The organism is Mycobacterium sp. SP-6446 (assembly GCF_001954045.1).
Lineage (GTDB): Bacteria > Actinomycetota > Actinomycetes > Mycobacteriales > Mycobacteriaceae > Mycobacterium.
On record NZ_MBEM01000207.1, the window covers coordinates 1 to 15,547 of the forward strand.

At 68.3% G+C, this 15,547-nt stretch carries 15 protein-coding genes; 11 read left to right on the forward strand and 4 right to left on the reverse strand.

Going from position 1 to position 15,547, the window contains the following annotated elements; translation table 11 throughout:
* Positions 1 to 1,896: alpha-1,4-glucan--maltose-1-phosphate maltosyltransferase (locus tag A5736_RS18255; protein ID WP_217695764.1), on the reverse strand; the 1,896-nt coding region annotated here is incomplete at its 3' end.
* A 225-nt stretch (positions 1,897 to 2,121) separates the two neighbouring features.
* On the opposite strand from A5736_RS18255, the gene glgP reads away from it, so the two are divergent.
* Positions 2,122 to 4,755 carry an alpha-glucan family phosphorylase gene (gene glgP / locus A5736_RS18260; RefSeq protein ID WP_076247799.1) on the forward strand — a complete coding sequence of 878 codons (2,634 nt, stop codon included), beginning with the start codon at positions 2,122 to 2,124 and terminating at the stop codon, positions 4,753 to 4,755.
* Here the strand turns inward: glgP and A5736_RS18265 are convergent.
* Both A5736_RS18265 and A5736_RS18270 read right to left on the reverse strand, forming a co-directional pair.
* Complete coding sequence (locus tag A5736_RS18265; RefSeq protein ID WP_076247801.1) at positions 4,739 to 6,754, reverse strand: ATP-dependent DNA helicase; 2,016 nt, start codon at positions 6,752 to 6,754, stop codon at positions 4,739 to 4,741. The two genes, glgP and A5736_RS18265, sit on opposite strands and share 17 nt — an antisense overlap.
* Before the next feature lie 3 nt (positions 6,755 to 6,757).
* A complete protein-coding gene (locus A5736_RS18270) occupies positions 6,758 to 8,122 on the reverse strand; it encodes a nicotinate phosphoribosyltransferase (protein ID WP_369805141.1) in 1,365 nt (454 codons plus the stop codon).
* On the opposite strand from A5736_RS18270, the gene clpS reads away from it, so the two are divergent.
* The 10 genes from clpS (at position 8,121) to rph (ending at position 14,938) form a co-directional block, all read left to right on the forward strand.
* Positions 8,121 to 8,426 (forward strand): ATP-dependent Clp protease adapter ClpS, encoded by a 306-nt coding sequence (gene clpS, locus A5736_RS18275; protein WP_076127052.1) that lies wholly within the window; start codon positions 8,121 to 8,123, stop codon positions 8,424 to 8,426. The genes A5736_RS18270 and clpS overlap by 2 nt on opposite strands.
* A gap of 25 nt (positions 8,427 to 8,451) precedes the next feature.
* The gene (locus A5736_RS18280) at positions 8,452 to 9,036 is read left to right on the forward strand and encodes a DUF2017 domain-containing protein (RefSeq protein ID WP_076247803.1); all 585 of its coding nucleotides are present in this window, start codon (positions 8,452 to 8,454) and stop codon (positions 9,034 to 9,036) included.
* A complete protein-coding gene (locus A5736_RS18285) occupies positions 9,033 to 10,085 on the forward strand; it encodes a P1 family peptidase (RefSeq protein ID WP_076247804.1) in 1,053 nt (350 codons plus the stop codon). The genes A5736_RS18280 and A5736_RS18285 overlap by 4 nt, the downstream gene beginning before the upstream one ends.
* A 1-nt stretch (position 10,086) precedes the next feature.
* Positions 10,087 to 10,500 carry a Mov34/MPN/PAD-1 family protein gene (locus A5736_RS18290; RefSeq protein WP_076127057.1) on the forward strand — a complete coding sequence of 138 codons (414 nt, stop codon included), beginning with the start codon at positions 10,087 to 10,089 and terminating at the stop codon, positions 10,498 to 10,500.
* Between the two features lie 22 nt (positions 10,501 to 10,522).
* Entirely contained in the window at positions 10,523 to 10,804 is a 282-nt protein-coding gene (locus tag A5736_RS18295; RefSeq protein ID WP_076060329.1) for a MoaD/ThiS family protein, read from the forward strand.
* A gap of 9 nt (positions 10,805 to 10,813) precedes the next feature.
* A complete protein-coding gene (locus A5736_RS18300; RefSeq protein ID WP_076127059.1) occupies positions 10,814 to 11,785 on the forward strand; it encodes a cysteine synthase in 972 nt (323 codons plus the stop codon).
* Positions 11,776 to 12,450 (forward strand): rhomboid family intramembrane serine protease, encoded by a 675-nt coding sequence (locus A5736_RS18305; protein ID WP_076127060.1) that lies wholly within the window; start codon positions 11,776 to 11,778, stop codon positions 12,448 to 12,450. The genes A5736_RS18300 and A5736_RS18305 overlap by 10 nt, the downstream gene beginning before the upstream one ends.
* The gene (murI, locus tag A5736_RS18310) at positions 12,447 to 13,262 is read left to right on the forward strand and encodes a glutamate racemase (protein ID WP_076247806.1); all 816 of its coding nucleotides are present in this window, start codon (positions 12,447 to 12,449) and stop codon (positions 13,260 to 13,262) included. Before A5736_RS18305 ends, murI begins: the two co-directional genes overlap by 4 nt.
* 90 nt (positions 13,263 to 13,352) lie before the next feature.
* The gene (locus A5736_RS18315; protein WP_076127064.1) at positions 13,353 to 14,135 is read left to right on the forward strand and encodes a cyclic nucleotide-degrading phosphodiesterase; all 783 of its coding nucleotides are present in this window, start codon (positions 13,353 to 13,355) and stop codon (positions 14,133 to 14,135) included.
* 23 nt (positions 14,136 to 14,158) lie between these two features.
* Entirely contained in the window at positions 14,159 to 14,938 is a 780-nt protein-coding gene (gene rph, locus A5736_RS18320; protein WP_076060335.1) for a ribonuclease PH, read from the forward strand.
* 93 nt (positions 14,939 to 15,031) lie between these two features.
* On the opposite strand, the gene A5736_RS18325 is transcribed toward rph, so the two are convergent.
* On the reverse strand, positions 15,032 to 15,475 hold the full coding sequence (locus tag A5736_RS18325; RefSeq protein WP_076127066.1) for a nitroreductase family deazaflavin-dependent oxidoreductase: 444 nt from the start codon (positions 15,473 to 15,475) through the stop codon (positions 15,032 to 15,034).
* Positions 15,476 to 15,547: the final 72 nt, after the last annotated feature.

Sequence of the window (15,547 nt, forward strand, 5' to 3'; positions counted from 1 at the left end):
TTCGGGCCCGAACGCATTGAGGGTCACCACGACGAGCACGCAATCTCCGGTGGCCGGGTCGAACTTGCTGTAGGCCATCAACGCGTCGTTGTCCACACCGTGGAAGTGGATAGTGCGCAACTGCTGCAGCGCGGGATGCAGCCGGCGAATCGCGTTGAGCTGCTTGATGAGCGGCTCGAGTGATTTGCCTTCGGCGAGCGCGCCCGCGTAGTCGCGGGGCCGCAGTTCGTATTTCTCCGAATTCAGATACTCCTCGCTGCCTTCCCGCACCGCGCGGTGCTCGAACAGCTCGTAACCGGAGTACATGCCCCACGCCGGGCTCATGGTCGCCGCCAGTACCGCGCGGATCGCGAACATGCCGGGGCCGTTGTGCTGCAGGATGGCGTGCAGGATGTCGGGGGTGTTGACGAACAGGTTCGGCCGGCGGAAGTCGGCGAGCGCGGCGATGTCGTTGCCGAATTCGGTGAGTTCCCATTTCGCGGTGCGCCAGGTGAAGTAGCTGTAGGACTGCGTGAAGCCCAGCTTGGCCAGCCCGTACTGGCGGGCCGGCGGGGTGAAAGCCTCCGAGAGGAACAGCACGTCAGGGTCGGCGTCCTTGACCTGACCGATCAGCCATGCCCAGAAGTCGGGCGGCTTGGTGTGCGGGTTGTCGACTCGAAAGAACTTGACGCCGTGGTCGATCCAGTGCCGGACGACGCGCAGCACTTCGTCGTAGAGGCCGACGGGATCGTTGTCGAAGTTGAGCGGATAGATGTCCTGGTACTTCTTCGGGGGGTTCTCCGCGTAGGCGATGGTGCCGTCCGGCAATTCGGTGAACCACTGCCGATGATCGCGGGCCCACGGGTGGTCCGGCGCGCATTGCAGCGCCAGATCCAACGCCACCTCCATGCCGAGATCGCGTGCGGCGGCGACGAAATCGTCGAAGTCGTCGATCGTGCCCAACTGGGGGTGAATGGCATCGTGGCCACCCTCGTCGCTGCCGATCGCCCATGGCGATCCCACGTCGCCGCGAGCGGCGGTCGGGGAGTTGTTGCGGCCCTTGCGATGTACCTTGCCGATCGGATGGATCGGCGGCAGGTAGACGACGTCGAAACCCATCTCGGCGATGCGGGGCAGCTCCGCGGCCGCCGTGGCGAAGGTGCCGTGCACCGGTTTGCCGGCGGCGTCCCACCCGCCGGTCGAGCGCGGAAACATCTCGTACCACGAGCCGAAGCGCGCCAGCGGCCGATCCACCCAGATCCCGAACTGCTCGCCCCGGGTGACGATGTCGCGCAACGGATAGTTGGTCAAAAGTTCATCGATCTCGGGCGACAGCGCGAGCGCCGTGCGCGTCACCGGGTCCCCGCGGGTCCGCAACGCCTTGGCGGCCGCCAGTAGGGGATCGCGCACCGCGCGCGGCACCCCGGTCGCGGCGCGCTCGAACAGCGCGGCACCGATCAATAGATCGTTGGACAGTTCGAGCTCGCCCTGGCCGGCATCCAGCTTGGCGACGAGTCCGTGCCGCCAGGTGTGGATCGGGTCTCCCCACCCGTCGACGCGGAACGTCCAGAGGCCCACTCGGTCGGGGGTGAATTGGCCGTGGAAAACGTACGGCTCCTGGCCCATCGTCATCCGAAGCTGCAGCGGCTTGACCCGTTCGGTCGCCTTGGCCCCTAAGTCTCGGCGCGCCGACACCGGCCGTTCCGGGGCCTGGACCGCCTTGATCCGGCGGGTCTCCGCTACCTGCGGATAGCGCGGCCCAAGGTATCGCACCACGAGGGTCGCCGCGACGGCCTCGTGGCCCTCACGCCACACCGTCGCACTGACCGGGACCATCTCACCGACCACGGCTTTGGCGGGGTAGGCGCCGCATGAAACGACGGGCTGGACGTTATCGATCTCGACACGACCGGGCACCACCACTCCGTTCCGATTGTGTGCGGCCAGACCGCGGAGTGCTGCGTCGCGGAATGCCTATCGTCGAAAAACTCTCTCCAGTGGGGATGGTTCTCTGCTCGGGAAGCATCTTTGCTGCCCAATAACTACCCGATACCCACCCTAGTGTCCGGCCACACACATGGGTCAAAAGCGGTGGCTGAGCTCGCCGTGCATGCGGGCGATTCCTCAGTAAGGTAGAGACGCGTGAAAGCCCTCCGCCGCTTTACCGTCCGTGCTCACCTACCCGAGCGCCTCGCCGCGCTGGACCAGCTGTCGAACAACCTGCGGTGGTCGTGGGACAAGCCGACGCAGGATCTCTTCGCCACCATCGAGCCGACGTTGTGGGAGCGTTGCGGCCGAGACCCGGTTGCGCTGCTGGGCGCCGTGAAGCCGGCCCGGCTTGACGAGTTGGCGCTCGACGAAGGGTTCCTGTCCCGGCTCGATGAACTCGCCGCCGAGCTGAACGACTACCTCAGCCGTCCACTGTGGTATCAGCAACACCAACAGTCCGGGGCCGCGATGCCGGCTGCCGTCGCCTACTTTTCGATGGAGTTCGGCATCGCCGAGGTGCTGCCCAATTACTCCGGCGGCCTGGGCATCCTCGCCGGTGACCACCTGAAGTCGGCCTCGGATCTCGGCGTGCCGCTGATCGCGGTGGGCCTCTACTACCGCTCCGGCTACTTCCGGCAGTCGCTGACGGCGGACGGCTGGCAGAACGAGACCTATCCGTCACTGGACCCGCAGGGCCTCCCGTTGCGGCTGCTGACCGACGCCACCGGTGATCCCGTGCTGGTAGAGCTGAGCCTGCCCGACTCGGCGCAGCTGCGGGCCCGGGTGTGGGTCGCGCAGGTGGGCCGCGTTCCGCTGCTGCTGCTGGATTCCGACGTGCCCGAGAACGAGCACGAACTGCGCAGCGTCACCGATCGCCTATACGGCGGCGATCAGGAGCATCGGATGCGGCAGGAGATCCTGGCGGGTATCGGCGGGGTACGGGCGATCCGCGCGTTCACCGCCATCGAAGGGCTGCCCGCGCCCGAGGTCTTTCACATGAACGAGGGCCACGCGGGATTCCTCGGAGCCGAGCGCATCCGCGAGCTGATCACCGATTCGGGATTGGATTTCGACACCGCGTTGGCCGTCGTGCGATCCAGCACCGTGTTCACCACGCACACGCCGGTGCCCGCCGGCATCGACCGCTTCCCCATCGAGATGGTGCGGCTCTACTTCGACGACCATCTCGACGACGAACCCGATAAGAAGCGCGGCCCGAGCGCGCCCATGTTGCTGCCCGGCGTGCCTACGGCGCGGATCATCGCGCTCGGTGCCGAAGACGACCCGGAGAAGTTCAACATGGCCCACATGGGTCTGCGACTTGCCCAGCGCGCCAACGGTGTCTCGTTGCTGCACGGTCGGGTGAGCCGCGCCATGTTCAACGAGCTTTGGCCCGGATTCGACCCCGGCGAGGTACCCATCGGGTCGATCACCAACGGCGTGCACGCGCGCACCTGGGCGGCGCCGCAGTGGTTGCAGCTGGGCCGCGAGCTGGCGGGGTCGAACTCGTTCAGTGATCCCGGTGTCTGGTTGCGCCTGCAGGAGGTCGACGCCGGTCATCTGTGGTGGATCCGGTCGCAACTACGGGCGCTGTTGGTCCAGGATGTGCGGGCGCGGCTGCGCCGCTCGTGGCTGGAACGTGGTGCCTCGGATGCTGAATTGAGCTGGATCGCAACCGCATTCGATCCCGATGTGCTCACCATCGGGTTCGCCCGGCGGGTGCCGACATACAAACGGCTGACCCTGATGCTGCGCGATCCGGACCGACTCGAACAGTTGTTGCTCGACGAACAACGACCGATTCAGCTGATCGTCGCCGGCAAGTCGCACCCGGCCGACGACGGGGGCAAGGCGTTGATCCAGCAGGTGGTGCGCTTCGCCGACCGGCCCGAGGTGCGCCACCGCATCGCGTTCTTGCCCGACTACGACATGTCGATGGCCCGGCTGTTGTACTGGGGCTGCGACGTCTGGTTGAACAATCCGCTGCGGCCCCTGGAAGCCTGCGGCACCTCGGGCATGAAGAGCGCGCTCAACGGCGGGTTGAACCTGTCCATCCGCGACGGTTGGTGGGACGAATGGTACGACGGCGAAAACGGTTGGGAGATACCGTCTGCCGACGGCCTGACCGACGAGGCCCGACGCGACGACCTGGAGTCCAGCGCGCTCTACAACCTGCTGGAGCAAGCGGTGGCACCGAAGTTCTACGAGCGCGACGAGCATGGGGTGCCGCCGCGGTGGATCGAAATGGTGCGCCACACCCTGCAGACGCTGGGCCCGAAAGTGCTGGCGTCGCGGATGGTGCGCGACTACGTCGAGAACTACTACACGCCGGCCGCGCAGTCATTGCGAAGGACGATCGCGCCGGTCGAGGGCGACGAGAGCGCCGGCGAGTTCGGCGCCGCCCGTGAGCTGGCCGCCTATCGCAGGCGCGCCGAAGAAGCCTGGCCGAAGATCGACATCACCGACGTCGACAGCACCGGCCTGCCGGATACTCCGGTGCTGGGCTCGAAACTGACCCTGACCGCGACCGTGCAACTGGCCGGGCTGGCACCCGACGAGGTCACCGTCCAGGCGTTGGTGGGCAGGGTGGACGCGGGCGACGCATTGCAGGACCCGCTGACAGTCGAGATGTCGTATACCGGCACGGCGGAAGGGGGCAACCAGGTCTTCTCGACCACGATGACGCTGCCGCTTGCCGGCGCGGTCGGATACACGGTGCGGGTGCTGCCCAACCATCCGATGCTGGCCGCCGGCAACGAGCTCGGCCTGGTCACCCTGGCCCGCTAGCCGGTTCGGCCGTGCGCAGCCGCTCGAGCGCCGCGCGGACCTGCGCGGCGTCGGTGGTCTGCCAAAACGGCGGCAGCGAGGCGCGCAGGTATCCGCCGTAGCGGGCGGTGGCCATCCGCGAATCGAGCACCGCGACGACGCCGCGGTCGGTGACACGGCGCAACAGCCGTCCCGACCCCTGCGCGAGCAGCAGCGCCGCGTGGCTGGCGGCGACGGCCATGAAGCCATTGCCGCCGCGCGCGGCGACCGCGCGCTGGCGAGCGCCCAGCAGTGGGTCGTCGGGGCGGGGGAACGGGATGCGGTCGATCATCACCAGCGACAGCGACGGGCCCGGCACGTCGACGCCCTGCCACAGCGACAGCGTGCCGAACAGCGAGGTCTCGGCGTCGGCGCTGAACTGCTCGACGAGCGCGGACGTGCTGTCGTCGCCCTGGCATAGGACCGGGGTCGGCAGCCGTTCGCGCATTGCCTCGGCGGCGGCCCGGGCGGCCCGCATCGATGAGAACAATCCCAGCGTGCGCCCGCCGGCGGCGGTGATGAGGTCGGCGATCTCGGTCAGCTGCTCGGCCGAGCCGGTGCCGTCGCGGCCCGGCGGTGGCAGGTGGGCCGCGACGTAGAGGATGCCCGACTTGGCGTGGTGGAATGGCGATCCGACGTCAAGGCCACGCCAGGGTGGGTACTCGCCGGAGTCCGGTCCGGCCAGCCCCCACGCGGTCGCCATCGCGTCGAAGGATCCGCCAACCGTCAGGGTGGCCGACGTCAACACGGTCGTCGCCCGCGCGAACACCCGATCGCGCAGCAACGCGGCGACCGACAGCGGCGCCACCCGCAGCACCGGCCGCGGGGAACCGCGATTGTCCTCATGATCCAGCCAGACCACGTCCGTGCGATCGGGGATCGCCGGCGCGAAGGAGGCCAGGACGCGCGACGCCGTATCGGATATTTCGCTCAGCGCCGCAACCGCTTCGGCGCGCGCCGCGGCGGCCTTGGCGTCGCTGGTGGTGTCGATCGCCGACCGTGCCGAACTGGCGCCGTCGCGCAGCGCGGCCAGATAGGTCGCCATCTCGTCGTCCAGACGGTCGATGCGGCCCGGTGTTGCATCGTGGATCGCGGCCCCGAAGTTGGCCGATGCCGCCTCCAGCCGCTGGGTTATCTCGGGCTCCACCAGCCGGGCAATCCGCCGGGATGCAACGCCGAGCGTGGCCGGCGTCAGCTCCGCGGTGGCCACCGACGTCACCCGGTCGACCAGCTCGTGCGCCTCGTCGACCACCAACAGCGCGTGCTCGGGCAGCACCGCCGATTCGGCAACGGCATCAATGGCCAGCAGGGCGTGGTTGGTGACGACGACGTCGGCGCGGCCGGCCGTCGCGCGCGCCCGTTCCGAAAAGCACTCGGTGCCGAACGGGCAGCGGGCCACGCCGAGGCATTCCCGCGCGGAAACGCTGACCTGCGACCAGGATCGTTCCGGCACACCGGGTTTGAGGTCGTCGCGGTCGCCGGTGTCGGTCGTCGAGGCCCACGCGGTGAGCCGCTGCACGTCGCGGCCCAGCGCGGTGACCGCCATCGCGTCGAAGAGCTCGTCCTGCGGCCGCTCGGCATCGGCATCGGCATCGGTGTCGGCCGCGCTGCCGTTATGAATCTTGTTGAGACACAGGTAGTTCCGTCGTCCCTTGAGCAACGCGAATCGCGGTCGGCGGGGCAGCGAGTCGGCGAGCGAGTCGGCCAGCCGCGGCAGGTCGCGATCGACGAGCTGACGCTGCAGGGCAATGGTCGCCGTCGAAACCACGACCGGCGCATCCTCGCTGATGGCGCGGACGATCGCGGGAACCAGATACGCCAGCGACTTGCCGGTGCCGGTGCCCGCCTGGACGACGAGGTGCTCGCCGGTTTCGAAGGCATGCGCCACGGCGCCGGCCATTTCCTGCTGGCCTCTGCGTTCGCTGCCGCCGAGGGCGGCCACCGCGGTGGCCAGTAACTCGGGCACGGACGCTTCGGGCATGGCTCAGAAGCCGACCCGCACGGTCGGGATCGCCGGTTCGCCGTGGGCCAGTTTCAGTCCCTCCCACGGCAGGCTGTGCAGTCCGGACGCCACCAGGTTTCGGGCGGCGGCCAGCGCCCCGGGCCCCGTTTCGGTCACGGCCTCCCCGCCGCGCACCAGCGGGACCGTCAGCACCCGGAACGGCTCGGTGGCTTCCGGCGGACTGCCGGCCGGATACAGCACCTCCTCTGTGATCGTGCCGGTGGGGCGGCAGCGCCGCAGCGCGTCTTTGTGGCCTCCGTCGGATTCCTTGTGGGCGCTGCGCTTGTGGACCGGCATGCCATCCACTTCGACCAACTTGTAGACCATGCTCGCGGTGGGCGCGCCCGAGCCGGTGACCAGTGACGTGCCGACGCCGTAGCTGTCCACCGGCTCGGCACGCAACGCGGCGATGGAGAACTCGTCGAGGTCGCCGGACACCACGATGCTGGTCCGGGTCGCGCCCAGCTGGTCGAGCTGCTCGCGCACTTGGCGCGCCAGCACGCCTAGCTCACCGGAGTCCAGGCGCACCCCGCCCAGCTCGGCGCCGGCGGCGGCCACGGCGTTGGCGACGCCGGTCGTCACGTCATAGGTGTCCACCAGCAGCGTGGTTTGCGCGCCCAGCGCGTCGACCTGGGCACGAAATGCGGCGACTTCGTCGGGCCCGTCGCGCCGGGTGTGCACCATGGTGAAGGCGTGCGCGGCGGTGCCCTCGGTGGGGATCCCGTATCGCCGTTCGGCTTCCAGGTTGGACGTCGCGGTGAACCCGGCGATGTAGGCGGCGCGCGCCGCTGCCACCGCGGCGCGTTCGTGGGTTCGCCGTGATCCCATCTCGATCAGCGGTCGGTCCTGCGCGGCGCTGACCATTCGCGCCGCCGCGGATGCGATCGCGGTGTCGTGGTTGAAGATCGACAGCGCCAGGGTTTCGAGCACCACGCATTCGGCGAAGCTGCCGCTCACGGATAACACCGGCGAACCGGGGAAGTACAGCTCGCCTTCGGCGTAGCCGTCGATATCGCCACCGAAGCGGAAATCGCGGAGGTAGCGCAGCGTGTCGGCGTCCAGGAATTGCGCCAGCAGCTGACACGCGTCGTCGTCAAACCTGAACTGCGGCAACACTTCCAGCAGCCGGCCGGTGCCGGCGACCACACCGTAGCGGCGACCCTCGGGCAGGCGGCGGGCGAACAGTTCGAACGTGGTCTGGCGATGCGCGGTGCCGTCGCGCAGCGCCGCGGCCAGCATGGTCAACTCGTATTTGTCGGTTAGCAGCCCAGCGAGGGCCGGGTCGTTCATTCCGTAAAGGTAACGGCTGGCTGCGGGGGAGCCGTCTCTCGGTATCCTGGAGGCCATGGTTGTTGCGTCAGCACCCACCAAGCCTGGCACTACCGGACAACGCGAGTCCGCTCCGGTCCACGTCACGGCCAGTCCCTGGGTCACCATCGTGTGGGACGACCCGGTCAACCTGATGACCTACGTGACGTATGTTTTCCAGAAGTTGTTCGGCTACAGCGAGCCGCACGCCACCAAACTGATGCTGCAGGTGCACAACGAAGGCAAGGCGGTGGTGTCCGCGGGTAGCCGGGAGTCCATGGAAGTCGACGTGTCCAAACTGCACGCCGCCGGGTTGTGGGCGACGATGCAGCAGGACCGCTGAGATTCGAGGGCACCCGGGATTCCGCGTGCGCAAATGGAAGCGCGTCGAGACCGCAAACGGTCCCCGTTTTCGGTCCGCCTTGGCTCCGCATGAGGCGGACCTGCTCAAGAACCTCGTCACCGCGATGATCGGTTTGCTCGACGAGCGCGAATCTTCCTCGCCAGCAGACGAACTCGAGGAGATCACCGGTATCAAGACCGGAAACTCCGAACCGCCGCGGGAGTCGACGCTGCGGCGGCTGCTGCCCGATTTCTACAAATCCGACGAGGACGACCCCGCGCCCGATACGTCCGAAGGTCTCAACGCCGCGCTGCGCAGCCTGCACGAGCCGGAGATAATCAACGCCAAACGTGTTGCCGCACAGGAGTTGTTGGACACGCTGCCGGCCGAAGGCGGCCGGTTCGAACTGACCGAGGACGGCGCCAACGCGTGGATCGCGGCAGTCAACGACATTCGGCTGACGCTGGGCGTCCTGCTCGAAATCGGGCCCCAGGGCCCGGACCGCCTGCCATCGGATCATCCGTTGGCCGCGCATTACGACGTGTATCAGTGGCTGACCGTCTTGCAGGAATACCTGGTCCTGGTGCTGATGGGGCGGCCGGCCGGATGAACTCCGTCACCGACGTCGGGGGAATCCGCGTCGGTCATTACCAGCGACTGGACCCCGACGCGTCCATGGGCGCCGGTTGGGCATGCGGGGTGAGCGTCCTGTTGACCCCACCCGGGACGGTCGGCGGCGTTGATTGCCGCGGTGGCGCGCCCGGCACCCGCGAGACCGATCTGCTGGATCCGGTCAACACCGTGCGGTTCGTCGACGCGGTGTTGCTCGCCGGTGGCAGCGCCTACGGCCTGGCCGCCGCCGACGGCGTCATGCGCTGGCTGGAGGAGCACGAGCGCGGTGTGGCGATGGAGGGCGGCGTGGTGCCTATCGTGCCGTCGGCGGTGATCTTCGACCTGCCGGTCGGGGGCTGGGATCGCCGGCCGGACGCGGACTTCGGCTATCAAGCGGCGCTTGCCGCGAGCGATGAAGGGGTGCTCGTCGGGACGGTCGGCGCCGGGGTCGGGGCCCGCGCCGGTGTGCTCAAGGGCGGCATCGGGACCGCCTCGACGACGCTGCCGTCCGGCGTGACGGTCGGCGCGCTGGTCGCGGTGAACTCCGCTGGCGACGTCGTCGACCGGGCCACGGGCCTGCCGTGGATGGCGGCCGTGACCGAGGAGTTCGCGCTGCGGCCGCCGCCGGCCGAGCAGATCGACGCGTTCGCCCGGCTGCCGTCGCCGTTGAGCCCGCTGAATACCACGATCGCGGTGGTGGCCACCGACGCTGCGCTGACCCCGGCGGCCTGCCGGCGTGTCGCGATCGCCGCCCACGACGGTCTGGCCCGCACCATCCGGCCGGCACACACACCGCTGGACGGCGACACCGTGTTCGCACTGGCCACCGGGGCCATCGAGGTGGCGCCGGCGGTCGGCTCGAAACCACCGCCCGCCGCATTTTCTCCGGAGACCGCGCTGACCACCGAGGTGGGCGCGGCCGCGGCCGACTGCCTGGCGCGGGCCGTGCTGGTCGGGGTCCTGGCCGCGGAGTCGGTGGCCGGAATACCCACCTACCGCGACATGTTGCCCGGAGCGTTCGGCCCGCAGGGGGAAGGGAAAGATTGACGTGCTGGTGATCCGTGCCGACCTGGTGGACGCCATGGTCGCCCACGCGCGTCGCGACCACCCCGACGAGGCGTGCGGGGTGCTGGCCGGCCCGGACGGCGCCGACCGTCCGGAGCGGCATATCGCGATGGTCAACGCCGAACGCTCGCCGACGTTTTATCGCTTCGACGCGCAAGAACAGCTGAAGGTGTGGCGGGCGATGGACGATGCCGACGAGGTCCCGGTCGTCATCTATCACTCGCACACCGCGACCGAGGCCTACCCGAGCCGCACCGATGTGAAGCTTGCCGCCGAGCCGGACGCGCACTACGTGCTGGTGTCCACCCGCGATCCCGACCGCCACGAGCTGCGCAGCTATCGCATCGTCGACGGCGTCGTCACCGAAGAACCTGTCGATATCGTCGAGCAGTACTGAACACAGTTCGAGAAAGGCCCGCATGAGCGTCACCGTGTCCATCCCGACCATCCTCCGGCCGCACACCGGCGGCGAGAAGCGCGTCTCGGCGAGCGGTGACACGCTGGGCGCGATCATCAGCGACCTGGAGGCCAACTACTCCGGCATCTCCGAGCGGCTGATCGATTCCGACAATCCAGGCAAGCTGCACCGCTTCGTGAACATCTACGTCAACGACGAGGACGTGCGCTTCTCCGGCGGCCTGGACACCACGGTCGCCGACGGCGACTCGGTGACCATCCTGCCCGCGGTGGCGGGCGGGTAAGCGGGGCGCATGACGCGTTACGACTCGCTGCTGGCCGCCCTGGGCAACACGCCGCTGGTCGGCCTGTCGCGGCTCTCACCGCGCTGGAACGACGGGCCGGACGGGCCGCATGTGCGGCTGTGGGCCAAGCTCGAGGACCGGAATCCGACCGGCTCGATCAAAGACCGCCCGGCGCTGCGGATGATCGAACAGGCCGAAGAGGACGGGCTACTTGCGCCCGGCGCGACGATCCTCGAGCCCACCAGCGGCAACACCGGTATCTCGCTGGCGATGGCGGCCCGGCTCAAGGGCTACCAGCTGATCTGCGTGATGCCGGAGAACACGTCCGTCGAACGGCGTCAGCTGCTCGAGCTCTACGGCGCGCGGATCATCTTCTCGCCGGCCGAGGGCGGGTCGAACACCGCGGTGGCGACCGCCAAGGAGCTGGCAGCGGCCAACCCGTCGTGGGTGATGCTCTATCAGTACGGCAACCCCGCCAACACCGATTCGCATTACCGCGGCACCGGGCCCGAGTTGCTGGCCGATCTACCTGAGATCACTCACTTCGTCGCCGGCCTGGGCACCACCGGCACGCTGATGGGCACCGGGCGGTTCCTGCGCGAGCGCGTGCCCGACGTCAAGATCGTGGCCGCCGAACCCCGCTACGGCGAGGGCGTGTATGCGCTGCGCAACATCGACGAGGGATTTGTGCCCGAACTCTATGACCCCGACGTACTGACCACCCGCTACTCGGTCGGCACGGCCGACGCGATCCGTCGCACCCGCGAGCTGGTGGACTTCGAAGGAATCTTTGCGGGCATCTCGACCGGAGCGGTGCTGCATGCGGCGCTGGGCATCGCGCGAAAGGCGCTCAACGAGGGAGCGCGCGCCGACATCGCCTTCGTGGTGGCCGACGCCGGCTGGAAGTATCTGTCCACCGGCGCCTATGCCGGTAGCCTGGACGATGCCGAAAACGCTCTGGAAGGGCAGCTATGGGCATGACCGGCCCCGCCGGGAACCGAACACCGGCGAGGGGTTCCAAGAAGCGGCCCGACTGGATGGTGGGCGGTGCCACGATCGTCACGTTCGTGGCTTTGCTGTACGTCATCGAGCTGATCGATCAGCTGATGCACCACTCGCTGGACCGCAACGGCATCAGGCCCCTGGAAGCCGACGGGCTGTGGGGCATCATCTGGGCGCCGTTCCTGCACGCGAGCTGGACGCACCTGTTGGCCAACACCGTGCCGGCGTTGGTGCTCGGCTTCCTGATGACGCTCGCCGGCCTGTCCCGGTTCGTGTGGGCCACCGCGATTGTGTGGATCGTCGGCGGCTTCGGCACCTGGCTGATCGGCAACTGGGGCGGCTGTCGTTTCGAGTCCGACCACATCGGGGCCTCCGGCCTGATCTTCGGCTGGCTAACGTTCTTGCTGGTCTTCGGCATATTCGTGCGCAGATTCTGGGACATCGTCACCGGTTTGGTGGTGCTCTTCGCGTACGGCGGCATCTTGGTCAGCGCCGTGCCGGTGCTCGACAAATGCGGCGGTGTGTCGTGGCAGGGTCATCTGTGTGGTGCGCTGGCCGGAATCCTGGCGGCCTACGTCCTGTCGGGTCCGGAGCGTAAGGCCCGCGCCTCGAGGAAAGCCGGTTCGCGGCGCCCCAAGACATGAGTTCGCCATTAGCGCCCGTCGGGGTCTTCGACTCCGGCGTCGGGGGTCTGACCGTCGCGCGGGCCATCATCGACCAGCTGCCCGACGAGGACATGATCTACGTCGGCGACACCGGCAACGGTCCCTACGGCCCGCTCACCATCCCTGAGGTAAGAGCGCACGCGCTGGCCATCGGCGACGATCTCGTCGACCGCGGCGTCAAGGCCCTGGTGATCGCGTGCAACACGGCGTCCGCGGCGTGCCTGCGGGACGCCCGCGAGCGCTACGACGTGCCGGTCGTCGAGGTGATCCTGCCCGCGGTGCGCCGCGCGGTGACCGCCACCCGCAACGGCCGCATCGGCGTCATCGGCACTCAGGCGACCATCGCCTCGCACGCCTACCAGGATGCGTTCGCCGCCGCCCGCGATACCGAGATCACCGCGGTGGCCTGCCCGCGGTTCGTCGACTTCGTCGAGCGCGGCGTCACCAGCGGGCGCCAGGTGCTCGGGCTGGCCGAGGGCTACCTGGAGCCCTTGCAGCGCGCGCAGGTCGACACCCTGGTGCTGGGATGCACGCACTATCCGCTGCTGTCCGGGCTGATCCAGCTGGCGATGGGCGAGAACGTCACGCTGGTTTCGAGTGCCGAGGAAACCGCCAAGGAAGTGCTGCGGGTGCTCACCGAGCGCGACCTGCTGCGGCCGCATGACGCGGCGCCGGCCACCCGGGTGTTCGAGTCGACCGGCGACCCCGATGCTTTCACCAAACTGGCCGCGCGGTTCCTGGGTCCCGCTGTGACCGGTGTCCAACCCGTACGCCGCTCCCGTATCGACTAGCGCGGCTTAGCTGCGCAAGCGCGCGGGGAGATTCTGATCACACTAATGCGGCAATGTTTTCTCCACGCTGCGATCGGGCATGGCACAGTAGTGTCCGTGCGAATAACCGTGCTCGGCTGCTCGGGCAGCGTGGTCGGTCCGGATTCGCCTGCATCGGGTTATCTGCTTCGGGCTCCGGATACCCCGCCGTTGGTCCTCGACTTCGGCGGGGGTGTCCTCGGCGCGCTACAGCGATATATGGATCCCGGCTCGGTGCATGTGCTCTTATCCCATCTGCACGCCGACCACTGTCTGGACATGCCGGGGTTGTTCGTGTGGCGCCGCTACCACCCGTCGCGCCCGCTCGGCAAGGCTTTGCTGTACGGCCCCAGCGACACATGGTCACGGTTGGGGGCCGCGTCGTCACCCTATGGCGGGGAGATCGACGATTGCTCCGACATCTTCGACGTCCACCACTGGGTCGACGGCGAGCCGGTGACGTTCGGCGCGCTCACCGTGACGCCGCGGGTGGTGGCTCATCCGACCGAGTCCTACGGCTTGCGGGTGACCGATCCCAGCGGCGCCTCGTTCGTCTACAGCGGTGACACGGGTACGTGCGATCAGCTCATCGAGCTGGCCCGCGACGCCGACGTCTTCCTTTGCGAGGCCTCGTGGACGCACGCGCACGATCGTCCACCCGCCCTGCACCTCTCGGGCACCGAGGCCGGCAGGGCCGCGGCACAAGCCGGTGTTCGCGAGCTGCTGCTGACTCACATCCCGCCGTGGACTTCGCGTGAGGACGTGATCAGCGAGGCCAAGGCCGAGTTCGACGGCCCCGTGCATGCGGTGGTATGCGGTGAGACGTTCGATGTCCGCCGCTCTGAGAGGGTCTGAGTCAACCGGTTAGGGTTGGCGTCGTGTCCAAACGAGAAGACGGTCGCCTCGACGACGAGCTTCGCCCCGTGGTCATCACCCGCGGGTTCACCGAAAACCCGGCGGGCTCGGTCCTGATCGAATTCGGTCACACCAAAGTCATGTGCACCGCCAGCGTCACCGAGGGCGTGCCGCGCTGGCGCAAGGGGTCGGGCCTCGGGTGGCTGACCGCGGAGTACGCGATGCTGCCGTCGGCCACGCACACTCGTTCCGATCGTGAATCGGTGCGCGGCCGCCTGTCCGGGCGCACCCAGGAGATCAGCCGGCTGGTCGGCCGGTCGCTGCGGGCCTGCATCGACCTGGCGGCGTTGGGGGAGAACACGATTGCCGTCGACTGCGACGTGTTGCAGGCCGACGGCGGCACCCGCACCGCGGCCATCACGGGTGCCTACGTGGCGCTGGCCGACGCGGTGACTTATCTTTCGGCGGCCGGGAAGCTCTCCGATCCCCGGCCACTGTCGTGCGCCATCGCGGCGGTCTCCGTTGGCGTGGTCGACGGCAGGATTCGGGTGGATCTGCCCTACGAGGAGGACGCGCGCGCCGAAGTCGATATGAATGTCGTGGCGACCGACACCGGCACTCTGGTCGAGGTTCAGGGGACCGGTGAGGGCGCGACGTTTCCGCGTTCGACGCTGGACAAGCTGCTCGACATGGCGCTGGGCGCTTGCGACACCTTGTTCGCGGCGCAGCGGGAGGCATTGGAGCGGCCGTATCCGGGTGTGTTGCCCGAGGGGCCGCCGCCGCCGAAGGCGTTCGGAAGCTGACCCACCTACTGGTCGTCAGCCTGAACTCGGCCTAACTGCCCCGCGGTTTATCACTGCCGACACCGCGGCCAAGACGAGGCCCCTTCCGGTCGGTCATGACTCGTCCTTCCGCAGCTCGAATATTGGGATCGTGCGTGTGGTTTTTGACTGGTAGTTCGCGAAGGCGAACGCGGGTACGGTCTCGTTGATTTTGGGAATGATCGCCTGGCGTTCGGACGAGTCGAGCTCGTGCGCGACGACGGCGAACGAGTCGGTGGCGACTTCAACGCGCGCCCGCGGGTCGGCGCGCAGGTTATGCACCCAGCCCGGGTTGACGTCGGCGCCACCATAACCCGCGACGATCAGCATCTTGCCGTCGATACGGAAGACCACCAGCGGCGCGACGCGCGGCTCGCCGGACTTCGCGCCCTTCGTAGTGAGCAGCAGCAGCTCGTTGCCCTCGAATCGCCCGCCAACCTTGCCGGCGTTGGTGCGAAACTCGTTGGTGATGTTGTTATTGAGCGCTTTGAGCGTCTCGGTATCGGGTTTTTGGCTCACTCTTGGCGAAGCGACTTCGTCGCGCTGTCTATTCCTTGCCGAGCGTGCTGTCCGCCGTGCCGGCACTGCTGA

Excerpts from the sequence above, each read along its gene's own strand:
- A5736_RS18265 (WP_076247801.1), bottom strand. The coding sequence starts at position 6,754 with ATGCCCGAAGCGTCCGTGCCCGAGTTACTGGCCACCGCGGTGGCCGCC.
- clpS (WP_076127052.1), top strand. The coding sequence starts at position 8,121 with ATGGTTGTTGCGTCAGCACCCACCAAGCCTGGCACTACCGGACAACGC.
- A5736_RS18270 (WP_369805141.1), bottom strand. The coding sequence starts at position 8,122 with ATGGCCTCCAGGATACCGAGAGACGGCTCCCCCGCAGCCAGCCGTTAC.
- A5736_RS18285 (WP_076247804.1), top strand. The coding sequence starts at position 9,033 with ATGAACTCCGTCACCGACGTCGGGGGAATCCGCGTCGGTCATTACCAG.
- A5736_RS18295 (WP_076060329.1), top strand. The coding sequence starts at position 10,523 with ATGAGCGTCACCGTGTCCATCCCGACCATCCTCCGGCCGCACACCGGC.
- A5736_RS18300 (WP_076127059.1), top strand. The coding sequence starts at position 10,814 with ATGACGCGTTACGACTCGCTGCTGGCCGCCCTGGGCAACACGCCGCTG.
- A5736_RS18305 (WP_076127060.1), top strand. The coding sequence starts at position 11,776 with ATGGGCATGACCGGCCCCGCCGGGAACCGAACACCGGCGAGGGGTTCC.
- murI (WP_076247806.1), top strand. The coding sequence starts at position 12,447 with ATGAGTTCGCCATTAGCGCCCGTCGGGGTCTTCGACTCCGGCGTCGGG.